Consider the following 19,899-nt stretch of genomic DNA (forward strand, 5'->3'; position numbering starts at 1 on the left):
GTTAATAGTTAATTTTAAGGTTTATTAAAAAATTTCTACTTAAATCGTCTGCATAATAACGTAAGCGATTTAAGTAATTTCGGTAGGATTTATTAAAAATATTAGAAACATCAAAACCTACCGTTATTGCTGTTCCTTTGTTAATTTTAAAATCTATACTAGAACTAAAATTTAATAAATGGTAAGCATCTGGTGGTGTACTTACATCTACAGTTTCCATTGTTCCGGTTTCGGGAACAAAGACTTCAAAATTATTATTAGGGTATTCATTTTGTTCAAAAACATAATCACTTTGTAATTTTAATCTCAGGTTATTAAGTTTTGAATTTTTGTAAATAACCTCATTTTTAATATTTACTGGAGGAATATTTATTAAAGCTTCATCTCTTGTTTTATCGTAACCTTTTACTAAAGAAAACTGGTGATTATATTGAAAATTATTTGTGAATTTATAAGCGGCATCTATATCTAAACCTATAAGTTGCGCATTTGTTTGCCTATATTCCCAAACTTGAAAATTACCTCTAATGGTTTGAGAAACTCCAGTTGGCTCTATAACAATAAAATCGTTTATAAAATTAATATAAGGATTTATAGAAAAGTTAAAAACATTACTTTCTCGTTGTAGTGTTAATGAAATTTTGTTTGCTGTTTCAGATTTAAATTGCAAATCTCCATATTCTATTCTTGAAGCAGAGTGGTGCAGTCCTTCGCTAAAAAGCTCTGAAGGATTTGGTGCTCGTGAAGCTAAAGAGTAGTTAAACAATAACTTATATGTATTGTTAAATTTATATGTAAAACCTGCTGTTGCAGATGGATTGTAAAAATTTAATTTTGGATTCGCTAAAACTTGGTCTCCAAAATCTCCTTCAATAACAATATCTTGAAAAATTGTATCGTAATTTCTGCTTTCCCAAAACGATGTTCTATAAAACTTTAAAGCGTCTACATGCGTATAATCAAACCTGGCTCCAATTTCTAGCAAAATAGTATTATTAATCTCGCTATTATATACTGCATAAGCTGCTAAATCGTATTTATCATAGTCTGGTATTAACCTTCGAACACCAGTATTAGGATCTGCAAAATTGTTTTGATATTTAGCCATCACACCTGTTTTTAAGTTAGATTTATTAGATAATTTTGAGTCTAAATCAAAAAGTAAAGTGTGTGTTTGTAAATTTAAATCTAAAGAAGGTTTGTCTTTATCATCGCCACGCCTAATATCAAATTCTAACCTTTTATTTTGTTGATAATCATATTGAAAACTTAATTTACCAAGGTTTTCTAATTTTTTAAAACCTTTTAAAGTTGCTAAATGATGTTCAACATCCTGTTTTGGTGCGTCTATATCGTAAGAAAAATCACTTACAAATAAAGGTTGAGGATTGTTAATTGCTCTAACTTGATCTTGTGCGCCACCTAAGTGCGATGCTCTTAATATTCCAATTTCACTTTTATATAACGAGTAATAAGCCTCGATACCGTAATTAAATTTATTTAAGCCACCACTTAAAGAAAAATTACGTTCAAAAACACCTGTATTACTTAAATTGTAATTTGGAGCTTCAAAATCACCAAACCTTTTTAAAGTACCTTGAGCTTTTGCAAACCAACCACTTTGAAAGCTTTTGGTAAGTTGTGAGGTTATTGTTCCTCCACCTCCATTTGATGCTCCTGTAATAATGGTTTTACCATATAAAGTATCTTTTACCGGTGCTTTTGCAGTTTCGGTTATAATAATACCACCAATAGCATTACCGCTATATTGTAATGCGCTTGCACCTTTAATTACTGTAATATTATCTACAGCATTAATATCAACATTTGGAGCATGTTCTGCTCCCCAATCTTGATCTTCCATTCTAACGCCATTATTCATCATAACTACACGACTACTGTGTAAACCATTAATTAATGGTTTTACAATTGCATTTCCTGTATTTAGAGATGAAACACCAGAGATACCATTTAAAGCATCTCCTAAAGAAAAACTACTGTAACGTTCTAATTCATCTTTAGAAATTTTACTTTCTAAAGTTGTATTTGTCTTGTTATTATAATGATTTCCTTTTATTATAATTTCATTTAATTCTTCTAGATGATGCTCTAGCCAAAACACTTTATTTAAATCTTTAGAGATATCAATATAGTGAGTTTGTGTTATGCAAAATGGATGAGATATTTGAATTGTATATTTGCTATCACATAAATTAGTAATAGAAAAAGTACCATCTGCATTTGCTAAAACAGTTTGGTTTGTTTCAATTATTTCAACCTTAGCATCAACCAAAGCTGTGTTGTCGTGACTGTCAATAATTTTTCCAGAGAACGTATTATTACAGTTTTGTGAAATACCTGTAAAACATCCTATAAAAAATAATATTAGCGTTAAAAAGCGCATATGTTTTATGTGTAATTGAATTTTATTAATTATTAGTTTAGAAATAATTAATAAGGAATAAATATATAATCATGATATTATAGCTGTAAATAGCTATAAACCATGTTATAAATTGTTTTAAATATGTTGAGAGAGTGTTTCTCTTTATGAGAAAATGTAGTGTGGTGGACCACGTTGTTTTATGTCAAAATAATTTTGACTGACTATGGATTTGTAAAAAGAATAAATACGTTTATTCTTATACTCTTGCTTAAGTATAGTTATTTTGTTAAAAACTAAAGCGTAAGCATTATTTAATTTAAATTTATAAAATTCACATTCAAAATCTGTAGCATGAATGTGAGTTGTAGATTTATCAACACAAACAACGTGTTCGTGAGATTCAAATACATGAAATGCTTTTACAACCGTAGGTAATGCAACCGCTAACACTAATAAAAGTGAAGCACATTTAATAATTATATGATTTTTAATTTTTTGCATTAATCTAAAAAGCGTCCTAAACCAAAACGGCGTAACATTTTTTTCTCAAACTCCCAGAAAAATTTACCTTGACCTAAAAGCCAACCAATGGTTACTAGTAATATTTGGTAAAAAATTAGCCCAATGATAATATATAAAATCCAGTATACAAATATATTTAAGTTTTCTTTAGTAATTCCTATAAATTTAATTATTGGTTTACCAACTAATACAGAGGAAGAACCAGTGATGGCAAATACAATAAATATTCTTATAATTTCCCAACGTTGTTTAACAATCCATTTATTTTCTAGTTTTTTAAAAAGTAATAATGTAATTTTTAATAGAAAAAATGTGATTAACAAGGCAAATGCAATTTGAGCTGCTATATGATATTCTTTTCTAAATAACCCTGTTAATCTATATGCCGAATAAAAAAGTCCTAAAAGACCTAAAGCAGGAAAGAGTAATTGCCAATTCTCTGTTATTTCCCAACGCTTTTTAAATGCTTTCATGTATTAAATTTGGCAGCAAAGGTAATTAATTTGTGGGAACAACACCTCCTAAAAGGTTTTGGTTATATTGATTTTGAAAAAAAATGAAATAATTATAAAGTTTGTAGTTAACATCGTAACCGTAATCTATATTTGGTTGATAATCTATTTGCATTTCGTACAAATTAGGATTATAACGTTGTGGTCTTAACACACGCGTATTCCATTCTATTACATAGCGTTGGTTTTTATTTTCTAAGTAGTTTTGAGAATAATAATTTTTGGGTTGTGCTCTTGAAGCTAACCATGTATTAAAACCTGGTTCGATAATAATAATATCGTATTCAAGTTTATCACTAGATATTGTTAAGGTATCTCCAACCTGGGCTTTTGCTTTTTGTATTGTGCTGCTGCTATTATTAGTAGATTTACAACTTACTATTAAAATAAAAACTGAAACAATAAGAACTATATTTTTCATGATTTTATTTTAAAAATACAAAATATATAGGAGTTGTATTAATAAAAAAGAGCCAAACACTAGTTTGGCTCTTTTTTAATAATTTTTAAAAGCTTATTTACCTCCAAAAAGGCCTCCAAGTAAACCACCTAATCCTCCAGATTTTTTTGCGTTACCTAAAACCATTCCTGCAACATCGTCTACAATACTACCATCACCATCTGCATCAAGTATAGACTCTAAGAAGCTTTGTTCTTTATCTGCAGAGTTTCCTCCTAAAAGTCCACCTAATAAATCTCCAATACCATTAGATGAGCTTACATTTTGTTGTTGCGCTTGTTTACCTAAAACACCCATTAAAATTGGAGCGGCTACTTTTAAAATATTACTAACAGATCCAGCATCAAGACCAGATTTTTCTCCTAATATTTTTTCAACACCTTGTTTTTTAGCACCTAGTACGTGACCTAGAATTTTATCTCCATCTTGCTTAACCTCTTCATCAACTCCGCCACCAAATAATCCACCAAGATTATCTAATATACTACCATCGTGTTTTCCTTGAATAGCTCCCATTAAACCTTCGGCTCCTTGAGGAGTTGCTGCGTTACGTTGCATAGCTTTCATTAATACAGGAAGCGCCATTGTTAATACACTACTTGTTTTGTTTGTATCGTTTCCTGTTGATCCAGCAACACCACTAATAATAGTTTTTCCTAAATCACTTTGTAATAAATCTAAAATTCCAGACATTCTAATAATTGTTTTAAGTTATAATTGTTTTGAAAAGGTACATAAAAAAAGCCTCAACGTTAAAATTGAGACTTTCATTTTATTTGAAATTTTATTTTTCACCGATTAAGTGTTAGTTTTTATCGACAAGCAACAGGTTTTTTATTTGTGATGCTAACTCTAAACCAATACGGTCTTGAGCTTCGTTAGTAGCTGCACCAATGTGTGGTGTTAATGAAACTTTAGGATTCATTAGTACTTGAACAGCTGGTTTTGGTTCGTCTTGAAAAGTATCTAATCCTGCAAAAGAAAGCTTACCGCTATCTAAAGCTTTTATTAATTCTACTTCGTTAACAACACCTCCACGAGCAGCATTTATTAATGCCGCACCATCTTTCATCATTTCAATTTCTTTAGCACCAATAACATAGTCTTTTTGTGCAGGTACGTGAAGTGTAATAAAATCTGATTGCTTTAAAACGTCTTCCATTGGTTGCGTTTCAATAGTAATATCTATAGATTGCCCATTAAAAAATTCAACTTTAATATCTGCTTTTTCTAAAAATTTATCGCTTGCTATAACTTTCATTCCAACGCCTAAAGCGATATTTGCAACTTCTTGGCCAATACGTCCAAAACCTATTATACCCAAGGTTTTTCCTTTTAACTCAACTCCTTTAGCGTAATTTTTCTTTAGTTTTTTAAACTGTGTATCGCCATCTAAAGGCATATTACGGTTTGCATCAAATAAATAACGAACACCTGTAAAAAGGTGAGCGAATACTAACTCTGCTACAGAGTGAGATGAGGCTGCTGGAGTATTTATTACATATAAACCTTTGCCACGAGCATAATCTACATCTATATTATCCATACCAACGCCACCACGACCTATAATTTTTAGACTAGGACACGCGTCTATTAAATCTTGTCTTACAGTTGTTGCGCTTCTAACTAAAAGCACAGTAATATTATTTTCGTTTATATAATTTATTAATTGTTCTTGAGCTACTGTTGTTGTAGAAACCTCAAAACCAGCTTCTTCTAAAGCGTTAATTCCACTTTGAGAAACACCATCGTTTGCTAATACTTTCATTTAAAAAAGGTATTTATAAATTCCGTTATAACGGAAATAATTTTTATTTAATTTTTAATTACTATAAAATTATTAAGCTTTACTTTCAAGCTCGCTCATAACTTCAACTAAAACTTTTACACTATCTAGAGATAATGCATTGTACATAGATGCTCTATATCCACCAACACTACGGTGACCATTAATACCATTAATTCCAGCTTCTTGTACCATGGCATCAAAAGTTTCTTTTAAATTTTCGTTTTCTAGAGTAAAGGTTGCATTCATTTTAGAACGGTCTTCTTTTGCTGCATAACCTTTAAATAGCGGATTTAAGTCTATTTCAGAATACATTAACGTTGCTTTCTTTTCATTTTCTTCTTCTATAGCTTTAATACCGCCTAAGTTTTTAAGCCACTCCATGGTTAGCATTGATGTGTACACTGCAAAAACTGGAGGAGTATTAAACATACTTCCTTTTTCTATATGTACTTTATAATCCATCATAGATGGTATTTTACGAGAAACTTTTCCTAAAACATCTTCTTTTACAACAACAAGAGTTGTTCCTGCTGGTCCCATATTTTTTTGTGCACCAGCATAGATTAAATCAAATTGAGAAAAATCTAACGTTCTTGAAAATATATCGCTACTCATATCGCAAACCATTGGAATATCTAGCTTTGGAAAACTTTTCATTTGGGTTCCAAATATGGTGTTGTTTGATGTGCAGTGAAAATAATCGTAATCTGAAGGGACATCGAAACCTTTAGGGATATAATTATAATTTGCATTTTTTGAAGATGCTACCTCGTAAATATCATCGTAGATCTTGGCTTCTTTAATGGCTTTAGCACTCCAAGTCCCTGTATTTAAATAACCAGCACGTTTTTCTAATAAATTTAGCGCAACCATTAAAAATTGTGTACTAGCTCCGCCTTGTAAAAATAGAGCTTTGTAGCCTTTGCCTTCAAGACCTAAAAGCTCTAGAGCAAGTGCTCTGGCTTTTTCCATTACATCTACAAACGGTTTACTTCTATGGGATATTTCTATAAGTGATAATCCGTTATCAAAATCTAGTAAAGCTTCAGATGCTTTTAAAATTACTTCTTTTGGTAATACGCAAGGTCCTGCGCTAAAATTATGTCTTTTCATTGAAAAATTAATTTTTCATTTCCGATAAAGCGGAAATATTATGTTTGTAATAACAGTTACAAAGGTGCTAAATTATGTGCGCAATTTTGTTATAAATATGATAATTTATCAACTATAATTTTAACAAAAAAGCAATTGTGTCTTCATTATCTGCATAATCCCAAAGTTCTGGTTTTTGGGTGTTTCCAAATTTAATTTCTTCTTCTGTAAAATTATTTGCTACTATGCATTGTATGTTTTCTGCTTCATTTTTTAATTTTGATTGAAGCGATTCTTTAGCGTCATAATACTCGTAAAACACTGTGGCAATGGGTGAAGCAAAGCTTTTATCTTCTTTAATCATTAAAAAACCGTTTTCAAGCATATCAAACTCGCTCATTAAATATACGGCTTTATTATAATCGTAATTATTTGCGTATTTTGCTTCGTTTATTATGGGATGCCACTTGTATATAGCTTCAAAAAATGCATTAAAGTTATAGTTTTTTGGTACAAATAATTTTGAAACATTTCTACAGCCTAATCCATAGTATCTAAAAATATCTTCAGACAGTTGTTCTAATTCTACTTTAGTTTCGTTGCCAGTAAGAACTGCAACCGAATTTCTATTTTTTCTAATTATAGATGGCTTATTTTTAAAATAATACTCAAAATAACGTGCAGTATTATTGCTTCCTGTAGCAATTACTGCATCAAAGTTTTCAAGCTTGTCTTCAGTAAAACTAATTTTTCCTTTAAATTCTGGTTCTACATGTTCTAAATATTTTGCTAGAAATGGGAGTAAATGCTTATCGTTAGACGATTGCTTAACAAGTACAGCATGTCCCGAAATTAAAACAGATAAAAAATCATGGAAACCTACTAATGGTATATTTCCAGCCATGATAATGGCTACTTTTTTTTTGTTAGTTCCTGCAAAATCATACGCTAATGTCCATTTGTTTAATTTGCTCTCTGTAAGCGAATTACACCAACCTTTTATAGCGTATACAATATTTGTTTTTGTAAACCAACCGTTATGTTCTTGTGCTAGTTTAATTTGATGTTTAAAACCGCCAAAAAACAGTTCGTTATGAGGTATATTGTTTTTTTGCTCAAAATCCTCTGTTGAAAATTGTTTTAAAAAGGCTCCTAGTTTGGAGAAAGCGTTAATTCTTTGTTGTAATTCCATTTGGTATTTGCGTAAGACTTGTTTAGTCGTTATTTTTGCGCTGCAAAGTTAAGCAAACAAAAACGAATCTACTATGGCAATTATTATAACAGACGAATGTATAAACTGTGGTGCTTGTGAGCCAGAATGCCCAAATACTGCAATTTATGAAGGAGCAGACGATTGGCGTTATAAAGATGGTACAAGTTTAGAAGGTAGTTTAGTATTACCTGATGGAAAATCTGTAGATGCAGATGAAGCTCAAGAACCTTTAAGCGATGAGATTTACTATATAGTTCCAGATAAATGTACAGAGTGTAAAGGTTTTCACGAAGAACCACAATGTGCGGCAGTTTGTCCTGTGGATTGTTGTGTTCCAGATGATGATAATGTTGAAACTGATACTGTTTTATTAGCAAAGCAAAAATTTATGCATCCAGAAGAATAAACAAAAAACACATTTTTATACAAATTAAAAAAGCCGGATGTTTTATAACAACCGGCTTTTTTCTTTTTCAATGCAATTTATTCTGTATCTGTCATTTCGAAAACTAAAAACTCCATAATTCTATCTGTAGTTGTAAAACCGAAATCATCATTTTCGGTATGGAAAGAAGAATAAAATACGGCACCTTGACCTAAAAGAAAGGTAAACGCTAGGTCTTTGTTTTCAGTTATAATAGTATTGTTTTCATCTCTATAGTCAACGCTACCATTTAACCATGAAATAGTAGTTGCAGGATCATAAGTGTCAACAACTTGCCATGAATTTAAAAACTCATCTATTTCTACGGTATCGTCTATAGAGATTCCAAAATTTAGTAATAACCATGCACTTAAGTTCCCATCTAAAATTGTAGCATTTGTACTTAAAGATTGTCCGCTTCTACGTGGTGTATAAAACGATAAATAATTAGTGTCATTATTTGTAATTGTATTTAATAAGCTCGAAGACCAATCTGTTACATATAAAAAACCACCATTGTTTACATAATTCATAAGGTTTTGTTCATAAGTTAGGTTATCTATATGCGAGCTACAGTTTATAAATAAAATATCGTAAGATGCTAATAGGGTAGGATTTGACATTAAATCTGAAAATGAAAAATCTACATTTGGTTCTAATTCAGGATTTCTATTTTGCATATCTTTTTTTGTGCTAAAATGGTTATGAATTAGGTTAGTGTTTTTTCCTGTAGATGTGCCATTAATAATATCGAACAAAGGTTCGCCACTAATTGGGTTTACCAAACCAATACCGTAGAGAACACTTTCAATATTATCAAAACTTCCTGTTATAACTCCAATATTTGGTAATGTTTCAATTTTATAATTCTCCAATATTGTTTCTTCTTCAATATTTATTTGTTTTATAGTAGAAAACAAACCTTTGGTGATTTTTAATGTATAATTTCCGCTTTCTAAAGAGAGGTTAAAATTTCCTTCAGCATTAGTTGTTGTATGGTGAAAAACTTCATTATCTATACTTGCTTCAACCTTAGCGTTTACAATTGGGTCTAAATTATTTGGTGCTAAAAACTTACCAGAAACAATAAAGCTTTCAATTGTTGAGTCTGGTTTTTCATCTTTACTACAAGAAAATGCAAGAAAAAGGCTTAAAATTACAATTAAATGTTTCATAAAAGTTGGTTTTAAATTATTGATTATAAATAAATTATGAATATCTATTATATAGATACAACAACTTAAAAATAATAATTCCTACTATTAAAAATTATTATGTTGCCTATTAACTGAAGATTTAAAGAATTAACTACATTTGCAAACATTAAAAAAGAAATTAAAATAATAAAATTCTCAATGAGTTGAGAGTGAAAATATATTTACAATGAAAGCAGGAATTGTAGGCTTACCAAACGTAGGAAAATCGACATTATTCAATTGTTTATCTAATGCAAAAGCGCAAAGTGCAAATTTTCCTTTTTGTACTATAGAACCTAATATTGGTGTAGTAAATGTACCAGATCCAAGGCTTCAAAAATTAGAATCTTTAGTAAATCCAGAACGCGTAATACCGGCAACAGTAGAGATTGTTGATATTGCAGGTTTAGTAAAAGGAGCTAGTAAAGGAGAAGGTTTAGGTAATCAGTTTTTAGCAAATATTCGTGAAACTGATGCTATTTTACACGTATTGCGTTGTTTTGACAACGATAATATAGTGCATGTTGATGGTAAAGTAGATCCTATTAGCGATAAAGAAACTATAGATATTGAGTTGCAGTTAAAAGATTTAGATACTGTAGAAAAAAAGCTTGATAAAGTAAAACGTGCTGCAAAAACAGGTAATAAAGAAGCTCAAAAAGAAGAAGCTGTGCTTTTAAAACTTAAAGCAGGTTTAGAAGCAGGAAAGTCTGTTAGAGCAATTGAGTTTACAGAAGATGAAGATAAAGAGTTTGTAAAGCCAGCACAATTAATTACAGATAAACCAGTAATGTATGTTTGTAATGTAGATGAAAGTGCTGCTGTTAATGGAAACGCATACGTAGATCAAGTAAGAGAAGCCGTTAAAGATGAAAATGCAGAGGTTTTAGTACTTGCAGTTGGAACTGAAGCAGATATTACAGAATTAGATGATTATGAAGAGCGCCAAATGTTTTTAGCAGATATAGGTTTAGATGAGCCAGGATCTGCTAAATTAATTCGTGCTGCATATAAATTATTAAACCAGCAAACGTATTTTACTGCAGGCGTAAAAGAAGTGAGAGCTTGGACAGTAAATATTGGAGCTACAGCACCACAAGCTGCTGGAGTTATACATACCGATTTTGAAAAAGGCTTTATTAGAGCCGAAGTAATTGGATATAAAGACTATGTAGAATTTGGTAGTGAGGCTAAAGTAAAAGAAGCAGGTAAAATGAGAGTAGAAGGTAAAACATACATCGTTAAAGATGGTGATGTAATGCACTTTTTATTTAATGTTTAAATAGTAACAAAAACTAAATTATATAAAAAAGCGAGATGAATTTTCATCTCGCTTTTTTATTATAACATTTATACTTTAAAAAGTATAAGTTAAAGATAGTGCCTGGTAATTATCTCCAAACCTAGTTTGTCCCATAATAGGATGAAATCCTATTTTAGAATCTTTTTTCTTTTTATGTAATTCAGGAATATAATAACCAGCTAAAGCACCTAAAGCGTAACCCAAAGCAACATCTGTTAAAAAGTGCTGTCCAGCTTCTATTCTAAGGTACCCAACCGCAGCAGGTAAAACTATTGCTCCAGCCCAAATATAAGGTATAGCAGGAGAATCTGGATTAAAGTCTTGAAACACTTTTGCTGTGAAAAAAGTAGCTGTAGTGGTTGCGGCTACGTGGCCAGAGTAAAATGATCTAGTAGCAGTAGTACGGTTAATTTTATTTAAAGGTGTAGACTCGTTATAAACATATGGTCTTGCTCTGTTACTTAATCCTGCAGCAATTGTGAATAGAGTAGATGTTGTAGCTAAACTTTCTATATAAATACCAAAAAGTTGTCCACTATGGTCGTTTGCTTCATCATCAAACATCATAACCATTGGAGCAGCAAACGATAGGTAAAAAGGAATATCACTAAGGTTACTTGCGTTTTCACTATAATTACCAACAGCCCATTTATCTATAAAATTAATATCGTCTTGTCTAGCTCTAAAATCTTCAATCTCTTGAGTAGTAAAAGGATCTTTTTCAGAAATAATTAAAACACCACCAACAGTTCCTGCTAAAGCAGCTCCAGTCCAAATACCATCTCTAGTCCAATCCCACTCGTATGGAGATTCACTTTTTTGAGCATTAAGGTTAAAAATTATAGTAAATAAAAGAAATGTAAGAATACTGTTTTTCATAAAAATTAGAATGGTTTTCCTACTAAATTAGAAATAGAGAGCTTGATAAATAAGTAATTAAGTTTATCTTAAGACTAATACAGTATACGAGCAAAAAGTTTTAGCATACGAGCACAAAAAGTAGCTCACTTATTAAAACGTTATTGTTAATTACTTTATTAAAGCAGTGTTTCATTTTTTATGGCGTTGTATTATATTAGCAACCTATCACGAAAATTTACTCAATTCTATGTCTGAACAAACCAAATATACCGAAGATAATATACGCTCGTTAGATTGGAAAGAGCACATACGTATGCGACCAGGTATGTATATTGGTAAATTAGGTGATGGTTCTTCGCCAGACGATGGTATTTATATTCTTTTAAAAGAGGTTCTTGACAACTCTATAGATGAGTTTGTTATGGGAGCAGGAAAAACCATAGAAATTTCTGTTCAAGGTAGCAAGGTCATTGTTCGAGATTATGGACGTGGTATCCCATTAGGTAAAGTGGTAGACGTTGTATCTAAAATGAATACCGGTGGAAAGTATGACTCTAAAGCCTTTAAAAAATCGGTTGGATTAAACGGTGTTGGTACAAAAGCAGTAAATGCATTATCATCTTATTTTAGAGTAGAATCTTCTAGAGATGGCAAAAGTGCATCGGCAGATTTTGAACAAGGAAACCTTGTAGACGAAGAGTTTTTAGAAGAAACATCACGTAGAAAAGGAACAAAAGTATCTTTTATTCCGGATGAAATCATCTTTAAAAATTACAAATTCCGTAGTGAATATGTAGTTAAAATGCTTAAAAACTATGTATACTTAAATCCAGGGTTAACCATAGTTTTTAATGGCGAAAAATATTATAGTGAAAATGGTTTAAAAGATCTTTTAGCTGAAAAAACAACTGAAACAGATTTACTATATCCAATTATTCATCTTCGTGGAGATGATATTGAAGTAGCTTTAACACACAGTAAAACGCAGTATAGCGAAGAATATAATAGTTTTGTAAACGGACAAAACACAACGCAAGGAGGAACACACTTAACAGCTTTTAGAGAAGCAGTTGTAAAAACCATTCGTGATTTTTATGGCAAACAGTATGATGCGTCAGATATTAGAAAATCTATAATTTCTGCCATAGCCATAAAAGTTATGGAACCCGTTTTTGAGAGTCAAACAAAAACAAAATTAGGATCTACAGATATGGGAGGCGATTTGCCAACCGTTAGAACCTATATTAACGATTTTTTAAAAACCCACTTAGATAATTACTTGCATAAAAACTCTGACACAGCAGAGAAAATTCAACGCAAAATACTTCAGGCAGAACGCGAACGTAAAGAATTATCAGGAATTAGAAAATTAGCCAAAGACAGAGCTAAAAAAGCCAGCTTACACAATAAAAAACTACGTGATTGTCGTGTACATTTTGGCGATACTAAAAACGAAAGAAACCTTGAAACGACCTTGTTTATTACCGAGGGAGACTCGGCATCTGGTAGTATTACAAAATCAAGAGATGTAAATACACAAGCCGTTTTTAGTTTAAAAGGAAAACCATTAAATTGTTACGGTTTAACAAAGAAAATTGTTTACGAAAACGAAGAGTTTAATCTCTTGCAAGCAGCATTAAATATAGAAGAATCTTTAGAAGATTTACGTTATAACAATGTAGTAATTGCAACCGATGCCGATGTTGATGGTATGCACATTCGTTTGTTATTAATTACGTTTTTCCTTCAGTTTTTTCCAGAAGTGATAAAAGAAGGACATTTATATATATTGCAAACACCTCTATTTAGAGTTCGAAATAAAAAAGAAACAATCTATTGTTATTCTGAAGAAGAACGCCGCGATGCAATAGAAAAATTAAAACCAAAACCAGAAATCACGCGATTTAAAGGTTTAGGTGAAATTTCGCCAGATGAATTTGTTCATTTTATTGGTGAAGACATTCGTTTAGATCCTGTAATGTTAGACGATAATATGTCTATAGACGAGCTATTATCTTTTTACATGGGAAAAAACACACCAACAAGACAAGAATTTATTATTGATAATTTAAAGGTGGAATTAGATTTAATTGAGGAAGATAAATAAACCATTTGTCATTTCGTACTAGATACGAAATCCACAAAAGAAAAATAGATTTCTGCTTTAGCAGAAGTAATAAGTATGACTGAAGACCAAAACGACGACCTAACAAACGAAAATTTAGAAAATCAAGAACCACAAGAAACTATTACCAGGATTACTGGTATGTATAAAGAGTGGTTTTTAGATTATGCTTCGTATGTAATTTTAGAACGTGCAGTACCAGCAATTGAAGATGGTTTTAAACCTGTACAACGTCGTATCATGCACTCTATGAAGGATCTTGACGATGGGCGTTACAATAAAGTGGCTAATATTGTTGGTCATACCATGCAGTATCATCCGCACGGTGACGCCAGTATTGCAGATGCTATGGTGCAAATTGGTCAAAAAGATTTGCTAATAGATACGCAAGGAAACTGGGGAAATATTTTAACTGGAGATCGTGCAGCAGCCTCAAGATATATTGAAGCTCGTATTTCAAAATTTGGTTTAGATGTTGTTTATAATCCTAAAATAACCGAGTGGCAACAAAGTTATGATGGACGTAGAAAAGAACCAGTAAATTTGCCGGTAATGTTTCCGCTATTATTAGCACAAGGAGGCGAAGGTATTGCTGTTGGTCTATCAACAAAAATTTTACCTCATAATTTTATAGAGCTAATTGAGGCTTCAATAAAACACTTACAAGGCAAACGTTTTACACTAGTTCCAGATTTTCCAACAGCAGGAATTGCAGATTTTTCTAATTATAACGATGGGTTACGTGGAGGAAAAGTGCGTGTACGTGCAAAAATTTCTCAAGTAGATAAAACAACTTTAGCTATAACCGAAATTCCTTACGGTACAACAACATCATCGCTAATAGATTCTATTCTAAAAGCAAATGATAAAGGAAAAATTAAGATTAAAAAAATTGAAGACAATACTGCCGCCGAAGTAGAAATATTAATTCATTTACCATCAGGTTTATCGCCAGATAAAACCATTGATGCTTTATATGCTTTTACAAGTTGTGAAAGTTCAATTTCACCATTAGGCTGTGTAATTGAAGATAACAAACCATTATTTATTGGTGTTACCGAGATGCTTAGACGCTCTACAGATAACACTGTTCAATTATTAAAACAAGAATTAGAAATTAAACTTGGTGAGTTTGAAGAGCAATGGCACTTTGCAAGTTTAGAGCGTATTTTTATAGAAAATAGAATATATCGCGATATTGAAGAAGAAGAAACTTGGGATGGTGTTATAAATGCAATAGACAAAGGACTTCAGCCACATATAAAACATTTAAAAAGAGCAGTAACAGTTGAAGATATTACACGTTTAACCGAAATTAGAATTAAACGTATTTCAAAGTTTGATATTGATAAAGCACAGCAAAAAATTGATGCTTTAGAAGAGCAAATTGCAGAAGTAAAACACCATTTAGCAAACTTAATAGATTATGCTATTGCTTATTTTTCAAGACTGAAAAAAGAATACGGTGAAGGTAAAGAGCGTAAAACAGAAATTCGTGCTTTTGAAGATGTAGATGCTACAAAAGTTGTTATTAGAAACACGAAACTTTATGTAAATAGAGAAGAAGGTTTTATAGGTACATCTTTACGTCGTGATGAGTATGTTTGCGATTGTAGCGATATAGATGATATTATTGCATTTACAGCTTCTGGAAAAATGATGGTTACCAAAGTAGACTCTAAAACATTTATAGGAAAAAATATAATTCACGTTGCAGTCTTTAAAAAGAAAGACAAACGCACCATTTATAATATGATTTATCGAGATGGCACTAAAGGCGCTAGCTACATTAAGCGTTTTGCAGTAACATCAATGACTCGCGATAGAGAATACGATTTAACAAACGGAAGTAAAGGATCAAAACTTTGGTATTTTTCTGCAAATCCTAATGGTGAAGCCGAAGTTATTTCGGTATTTCTACGACAAGTAGGTAGTGTTAAAAAATTAAAATGGGATATTGATTTTGCCGATATTTTAATAAAAGGTAGAGCAAGTAAAGGTAATGTAGTTACAAAATATGCTATTAAAAAAATAGAACTAAAAGAAGAAGGCGTGTCTACATTAAAACCAAGAAAAATATGGTTTGATGACGCAGTACAACGTTTAAATGTAGATGGTCGTGGAGATTTAGTTGGTGAATTTAAAGGAGAAGACAAGCTATTAATAATAAATCAAAAAGGAATTGTAAAAACTGTAACACCAGAGGTAACACTGCATTTTGATAGTGATATGATTGTTATGGAAAAGTGGAATCCTAAAAAACCTATTTCGGTTATATATTTTGATGGCGAAAAGGAGAAGTATTACGTAAAACGTTTTCTAATTGAAAATGAAGATAAAGAAGAATTGTTTATCTCAGACCATGAAAACTCACAATTAGAAATTGTATCTACAGATTGGAAACCTATGGCAGAAATTGTATTTGCTAAAGAAAGAGGTAAAGATCGTAGAGATAATGAACAAGTAAACATTGAAGATTTTATTGCCGTTAAAGGTATATCTGCATTAGGAAACCAGCTTACCAAATACAAAGTTAATCAAGTAAACTTATTAGAGCCTTTAGAATATATTGAGCAAGAAGAAACTCCTGTTGAAGAAATAGAGGAAAAAGATGAGGTTACAACAGATACAACTTTGCCTATAGATGTTCCTGTTGTGGAAACAGAAAAACCTAAAAAAGAATTTATTAGTAAAGAGGAAAAAGCTAAAAAAGCTTTAGAAAGAGCAATCCAAAAGAAAAAAGAAAACCTAGAAGATGATGAGCAAACATCATTATTTTAATAGCTTTTCTAATTTCTAATTTCTAATTTTTGGTTTTCTTGTTTTGTTATTTAAAAATTCTACAAACAACGAAAAAGCAATTGCAAAGTATAAATAACCCTTAGGTATAGCGCCTACTTTTTTACCAAATAGAGTAGCTTCACTTAAATGTGCTGCTTCGGTAATTAACATAAAGCCTATTAAAATTAAAAAGGCTAATGCTAATATTTGGATACTAGGATGGCGCTCTATAAAAAGTCTTATTTTATTAGCAAAACCAATCATTACAGCAATAGAAATTACAACAGCAATAATCATTAAAACAAGATTGTAATTGTGATTATCACTCAAACCATTAGTCATACCAACAGCTGTTAAAATAGAATCTATAGAAAATATAAAGTCAATAATTAAAATTTGAACTAAAGCTTGCTTTAACGATTTAATAACTTTGCCTTTTACAGAGTTTTCATCATGATTTGGTGTTTCTACCTTTTCTCTAATTTCAGAAGTGCTTTTATATATTAAAAACAAACCTCCAGCAAATAATATAATACTCTGCCAAGTAAAGTCTATAGTTAACCAACTAGATTCTAAGCTGTAAAAAGGTTTAGATAAACCTATTAAAAACGATACAAAAAACAACAAAATAACACGTTGTACCATTGCTAGTAAAAGTCCAATATTAGTAGCTTTTTTCCTTTGCTCTTCAGGTAACTTATTAGCGGCAATAGATATAAATATAATATTATCAATCCCTAAAATAATCTCTAAAAACGTTAAGGTAAGAAGAGCAAAAATAGCATCAGTTGATAATAAGAAGTCTAACATAGTTATTTAGTTATTTTTTTAGTTTGTAAGCGGTACCTTTTTGTTTAATAGATTTACCAACATAACTGTATTCAAAAGTATAGCTTGAATCTGTAGTTGTAAGAATTTTTAAATGAATATCATTTTTGTCAACCATACGTTTTGGGTTGATAGTTTTAAAAATAACTTCACAATCATTAATCCATCTAATTTTAGATTTCTGTACTTTACCATCAAACTCTTCAATTTGTAAAGTATCATTTCTAATAATTTTACCTTGTTTTTCTACACCAGCATCTGTATAGTTAAAAGTAAAAACACCTGTTTTATAATTTGTACAATTTCTTTCTGGTTGTTGGCAGCTATAATTTAAAAATAAACTAAAAAAGATAATTAAAAGTAAAAGTGTTTTCTTCATGTTATAAAATTGTATTTAAGCAAAATTACAAAATGAAAACCTTAAAATGTTATTTTTTTGTACTTGCTTAGAATCGCGTATTTAAAAATAAATAGGAGATAGTGCTTAATTTTCAAAATTTGAAAAACTACCATCTTTATAAAAAATGATGATACGTTCAATTTCTTTTTTAGAATTTGAAGAAATTATTTTTTCAACAGAAATTTCTTTCGGTAAATTTTCATTTTCAGATTTTGAAAATAAATCTTGATTTTCGGCAATTGGTTTTTTTTCAATTTTTGGCTTATTATTTTCAACTGATGGAAAATTTCCTTTTCCATTCATTAACCAATACAATTCTACTTCCGGAAAAGTGGAGAGTACTTTAAGTACAAATTCTAAACTTGGTTTATTTCTTCCAGAGAGAATGTGTGAAATACTAGAGCGTTGCACACCAATTTTTTCGGCAAAAGATGATGCACTTTCACCGTAATAATCTATTACTTTTTTTAGTCTTTTAGTAAATTCTTGGTTGTTTATCATTGCGATACAAATGTAAACAATTAGTTTGAATTTACCTGTTTACATTTGTAAAACTATTAGTTTTTATAGCAAATATTCAACGCTTAGACCACTATTTTAATTAAATTATAACTTTATATAAATAGATTTAATAGACTGATTAGCAATGTAGTGAAATATATTTTAAAAATTCAGCAGGTTTTTATAATTACTAAAGTTTTTAAATCTTAAAAAAACCTATTTATTGGTTACAGCTGTAAATTACATTTGTAACATTTTGTGTTTACATTTGTAAAACAGATATTGTTTACATTTGTAACATAAAAATACCTAATGAAAAACGATCTCTTAAAAAACCTTTATAAAAAACATAAAGAAACCAGTTTGTCTGGTAGATATATTCACACAAATACTATTGCTCCTCTTTTGGGTAAGCATAGTAAATTTTTTAAAATAGAAACTATAGGTCAATCTGTTTTAAGTGAAAATATATTCTCAATAACTCTTGGTGCTGGTCCAAATAAAATACTAATGTGGTCTCAAATGCATGGTAACGAGTCTACAACTACAAAAGCATTATTTGACTTATTAAACCTCTTTAGTGAAGACGAGTCTAATATCATTCTTAAAAATTGTACTATTGTTATCGTGCCTATTTTAAACCCAGATGGCGCTTTAGCTTACACACGCTTAAACGCTAATAGTGTAGATTTAAATCGAGATGCACAAACTCTATCGCAGCCCGAAAGCGTGGTGTTAAACACTCTCTTTAATAGTTTTAAACCGCATTTTTGCTTTAATCTCCATGGGCAGCGCACTATTTTTAGTGCAGGAAATACTAGTAATAGTGCAAGTTTGTCTTTTTTGTCTCCAGCGCAAGATCAAGAGTGTACTATTACAGATAATAGAAAAATAGCAATGTCTTTAATTGTAAAGATTAATAGTATGCTTCAGGAAGAGTTGCCAAATCAAGTAGGGACTTATGATGATGCATACAATATAAACTGTGTAGGTGATGCTTTTCAAAGCTTAAACGTGCCTACGGTGCTTTTTGAAGCTGGACATTGTAAAAACGATTACAATAGAGAAGAGGTAAGGCGTTATATCTTTCAGTCTTATTTAGTGGCTTTAAACGCAATAGCAAATAACCAAATAGACTTGTTAGATTTTAAAGATTATTTAGTTATTCCTGAAAATAAAAAGCTATTTTTTGATATAATTATTAAAAATGCACTTGTAAATAATAAGCTTATTGATATTGCAGTGCAATTTGAAGAGCAATTAATTAACAAAAAAGTAAAATTTATACCAAAAGTTTCAAAAATTGATAATTTAGACGGTTTTTTCGCACATAGATACTTAGATGCCAATGGTTGTAAAGTACTCGAAGGCTTGGACATAGAATTAGAAATAGGTAGCGAAATCGATTTCGTAATCATCGACAATGTAAAATTATTATTAAATATTAAGTATTCTTAGTTTTTGATGTATAAAATTCATTAAAAATGTATTATTTTTGCTTTTTAT

At 30.6% G+C, this 19,899-nt stretch carries 18 protein-coding genes; 5 read left to right on the forward strand and 13 right to left on the reverse strand.

The features are described from left to right. Nucleotide 1 precedes the first annotated feature (1 nt). The 8 genes from LACAL_RS11970 to LACAL_RS12005 all read right to left on the reverse strand — a co-directional run bounded on the left by LACAL_RS11970 (nt 2) and on the right by LACAL_RS12005 (nt 7,953). Nucleotides 2-2,404: a TonB-dependent receptor domain-containing protein gene (locus tag LACAL_RS11970; RefSeq protein ID WP_013871009.1), complete on the reverse strand. Its 2,403-nt coding sequence runs from the start codon at nt 2,402-2,404 to the stop codon at nt 2-4. A 144-nt stretch (nt 2,405-2,548) separates the two neighbouring features. Further along, nucleotides 2,549-2,887: a hypothetical protein gene (locus tag LACAL_RS11975; RefSeq protein WP_013871010.1), complete on the reverse strand. Its 339-nt coding sequence runs from the start codon at nt 2,885-2,887 to the stop codon at nt 2,549-2,551. Then, entirely contained in the window at nt 2,887-3,381 is a 495-nt protein-coding gene (locus LACAL_RS11980) for a DUF6787 family protein (RefSeq protein WP_013871011.1), read from the reverse strand. Before LACAL_RS11980 ends, LACAL_RS11975 begins: the two co-directional genes overlap by 1 nt. Nucleotides 3,382-3,406: 25 nt before the next feature. Further along, nucleotides 3,407-3,841 carry a DUF6146 family protein gene (locus LACAL_RS11985; protein WP_013871012.1) on the reverse strand — a complete coding sequence of 145 codons (435 nt, stop codon included), beginning with the start codon at nt 3,839-3,841 and terminating at the stop codon, nt 3,407-3,409. Nucleotides 3,842-3,934: 93 nt separating this feature from the next. Beyond that, nucleotides 3,935-4,573, reverse strand: a complete 639-nt coding sequence (locus LACAL_RS11990; RefSeq protein ID WP_013871013.1) for a DUF937 domain-containing protein — start codon at nt 4,571-4,573, stop codon at nt 3,935-3,937. A gap of 112 nt (nt 4,574-4,685) precedes the next feature. Next, a complete protein-coding gene (locus LACAL_RS11995; RefSeq protein ID WP_013871014.1) occupies nt 4,686-5,648 on the reverse strand; it encodes a D-2-hydroxyacid dehydrogenase in 963 nt (320 codons plus the stop codon). Nucleotides 5,649-5,720: 72 nt separating this feature from the next. Then, complete coding sequence (serC, locus tag LACAL_RS12000) at nt 5,721-6,782, reverse strand: 3-phosphoserine/phosphohydroxythreonine transaminase (RefSeq protein ID WP_013871015.1); 1,062 nt, start codon at nt 6,780-6,782, stop codon at nt 5,721-5,723. A gap of 112 nt (nt 6,783-6,894) precedes the next feature. After that, complete coding sequence (locus LACAL_RS12005) at nt 6,895-7,953, reverse strand: acyl-CoA reductase (RefSeq protein WP_013871016.1); 1,059 nt, start codon at nt 7,951-7,953, stop codon at nt 6,895-6,897. 73 nt (nt 7,954-8,026) lie between these two features. Here LACAL_RS12005 and LACAL_RS12010 point away from each other — a divergent pair, with 73 nt between their 5' ends. Next, nucleotides 8,027-8,380 (forward strand): 4Fe-4S dicluster domain-containing protein, encoded by a 354-nt coding sequence (locus tag LACAL_RS12010; protein ID WP_013871017.1) that lies wholly within the window; start codon nt 8,027-8,029, stop codon nt 8,378-8,380. A 77-nt stretch (nt 8,381-8,457) separates the two neighbouring features. On the opposite strand, the gene LACAL_RS12015 is transcribed toward LACAL_RS12010, so the two are convergent. Further along, complete coding sequence (locus tag LACAL_RS12015) at nt 8,458-9,573, reverse strand: carboxypeptidase-like regulatory domain-containing protein (protein WP_013871018.1); 1,116 nt, start codon at nt 9,571-9,573, stop codon at nt 8,458-8,460. Nucleotides 9,574-9,781: 208 nt separating this feature from the next. On the opposite strand from LACAL_RS12015, the gene ychF reads away from it, so the two are divergent. Then, nucleotides 9,782-10,876: a redox-regulated ATPase YchF gene (gene ychF / locus LACAL_RS12020; protein ID WP_013871019.1), complete on the forward strand. Its 1,095-nt coding sequence runs from the start codon at nt 9,782-9,784 to the stop codon at nt 10,874-10,876. A 75-nt stretch (nt 10,877-10,951) separates the two neighbouring features. On the opposite strand, the gene LACAL_RS12025 is transcribed toward ychF, so the two are convergent. Then, nucleotides 10,952-11,776 (reverse strand): phosphatase PAP2 family protein, encoded by an 825-nt coding sequence (locus tag LACAL_RS12025; RefSeq protein ID WP_013871020.1) that lies wholly within the window; start codon nt 11,774-11,776, stop codon nt 10,952-10,954. A gap of 229 nt (nt 11,777-12,005) precedes the next feature. Between LACAL_RS12025 and LACAL_RS12030 the strand changes: the two genes are divergently transcribed. Continuing rightward, complete coding sequence (locus tag LACAL_RS12030) at nt 12,006-13,865, forward strand: DNA topoisomerase IV subunit B (RefSeq protein WP_013871021.1); 1,860 nt, start codon at nt 12,006-12,008, stop codon at nt 13,863-13,865. Nucleotides 13,866-13,940: 75 nt separating this feature from the next. Further along, complete coding sequence (locus LACAL_RS12035; RefSeq protein WP_013871022.1) at nt 13,941-16,664, forward strand: DNA gyrase/topoisomerase IV subunit A; 2,724 nt, start codon at nt 13,941-13,943, stop codon at nt 16,662-16,664. A gap of 15 nt (nt 16,665-16,679) precedes the next feature. Here LACAL_RS12035 and LACAL_RS12040 read toward each other — a convergent pair whose 3' ends face one another. The 3 genes from LACAL_RS12040 to LACAL_RS12050 all read right to left on the reverse strand — a co-directional run bounded on the left by LACAL_RS12040 (nt 16,680) and on the right by LACAL_RS12050 (nt 18,393). Then, nucleotides 16,680-17,474, reverse strand: coding sequence for a TerC family protein (locus tag LACAL_RS12040; RefSeq protein WP_013871023.1), 795 nt, complete (start codon nt 17,472-17,474; stop codon nt 16,680-16,682). Between the two features lie 10 nt (nt 17,475-17,484). Further along, on the reverse strand, nt 17,485-17,871 hold the full coding sequence (locus tag LACAL_RS12045) for a hypothetical protein (protein WP_013871024.1): 387 nt from the start codon (nt 17,869-17,871) through the stop codon (nt 17,485-17,487). A gap of 105 nt (nt 17,872-17,976) precedes the next feature. Further along, the gene (locus tag LACAL_RS12050; RefSeq protein ID WP_013871025.1) at nt 17,977-18,393 is read right to left on the reverse strand and encodes a helix-turn-helix transcriptional regulator; all 417 of its coding nucleotides are present in this window, start codon (nt 18,391-18,393) and stop codon (nt 17,977-17,979) included. 312 nt (nt 18,394-18,705) lie between these two features. On the opposite strand from LACAL_RS12050, the gene LACAL_RS12055 reads away from it, so the two are divergent. Continuing rightward, on the forward strand, nt 18,706-19,851 hold the full coding sequence (locus LACAL_RS12055) for a M14 family zinc carboxypeptidase (protein WP_013871026.1): 1,146 nt from the start codon (nt 18,706-18,708) through the stop codon (nt 19,849-19,851). Nucleotides 19,852-19,899 lie beyond the last annotated feature (48 nt).

It is taken from the genome of Lacinutrix sp. 5H-3-7-4 (assembly GCF_000211855.2).
Lineage (GTDB): Bacteria > Bacteroidota > Bacteroidia > Flavobacteriales > Flavobacteriaceae > Lacinutrix.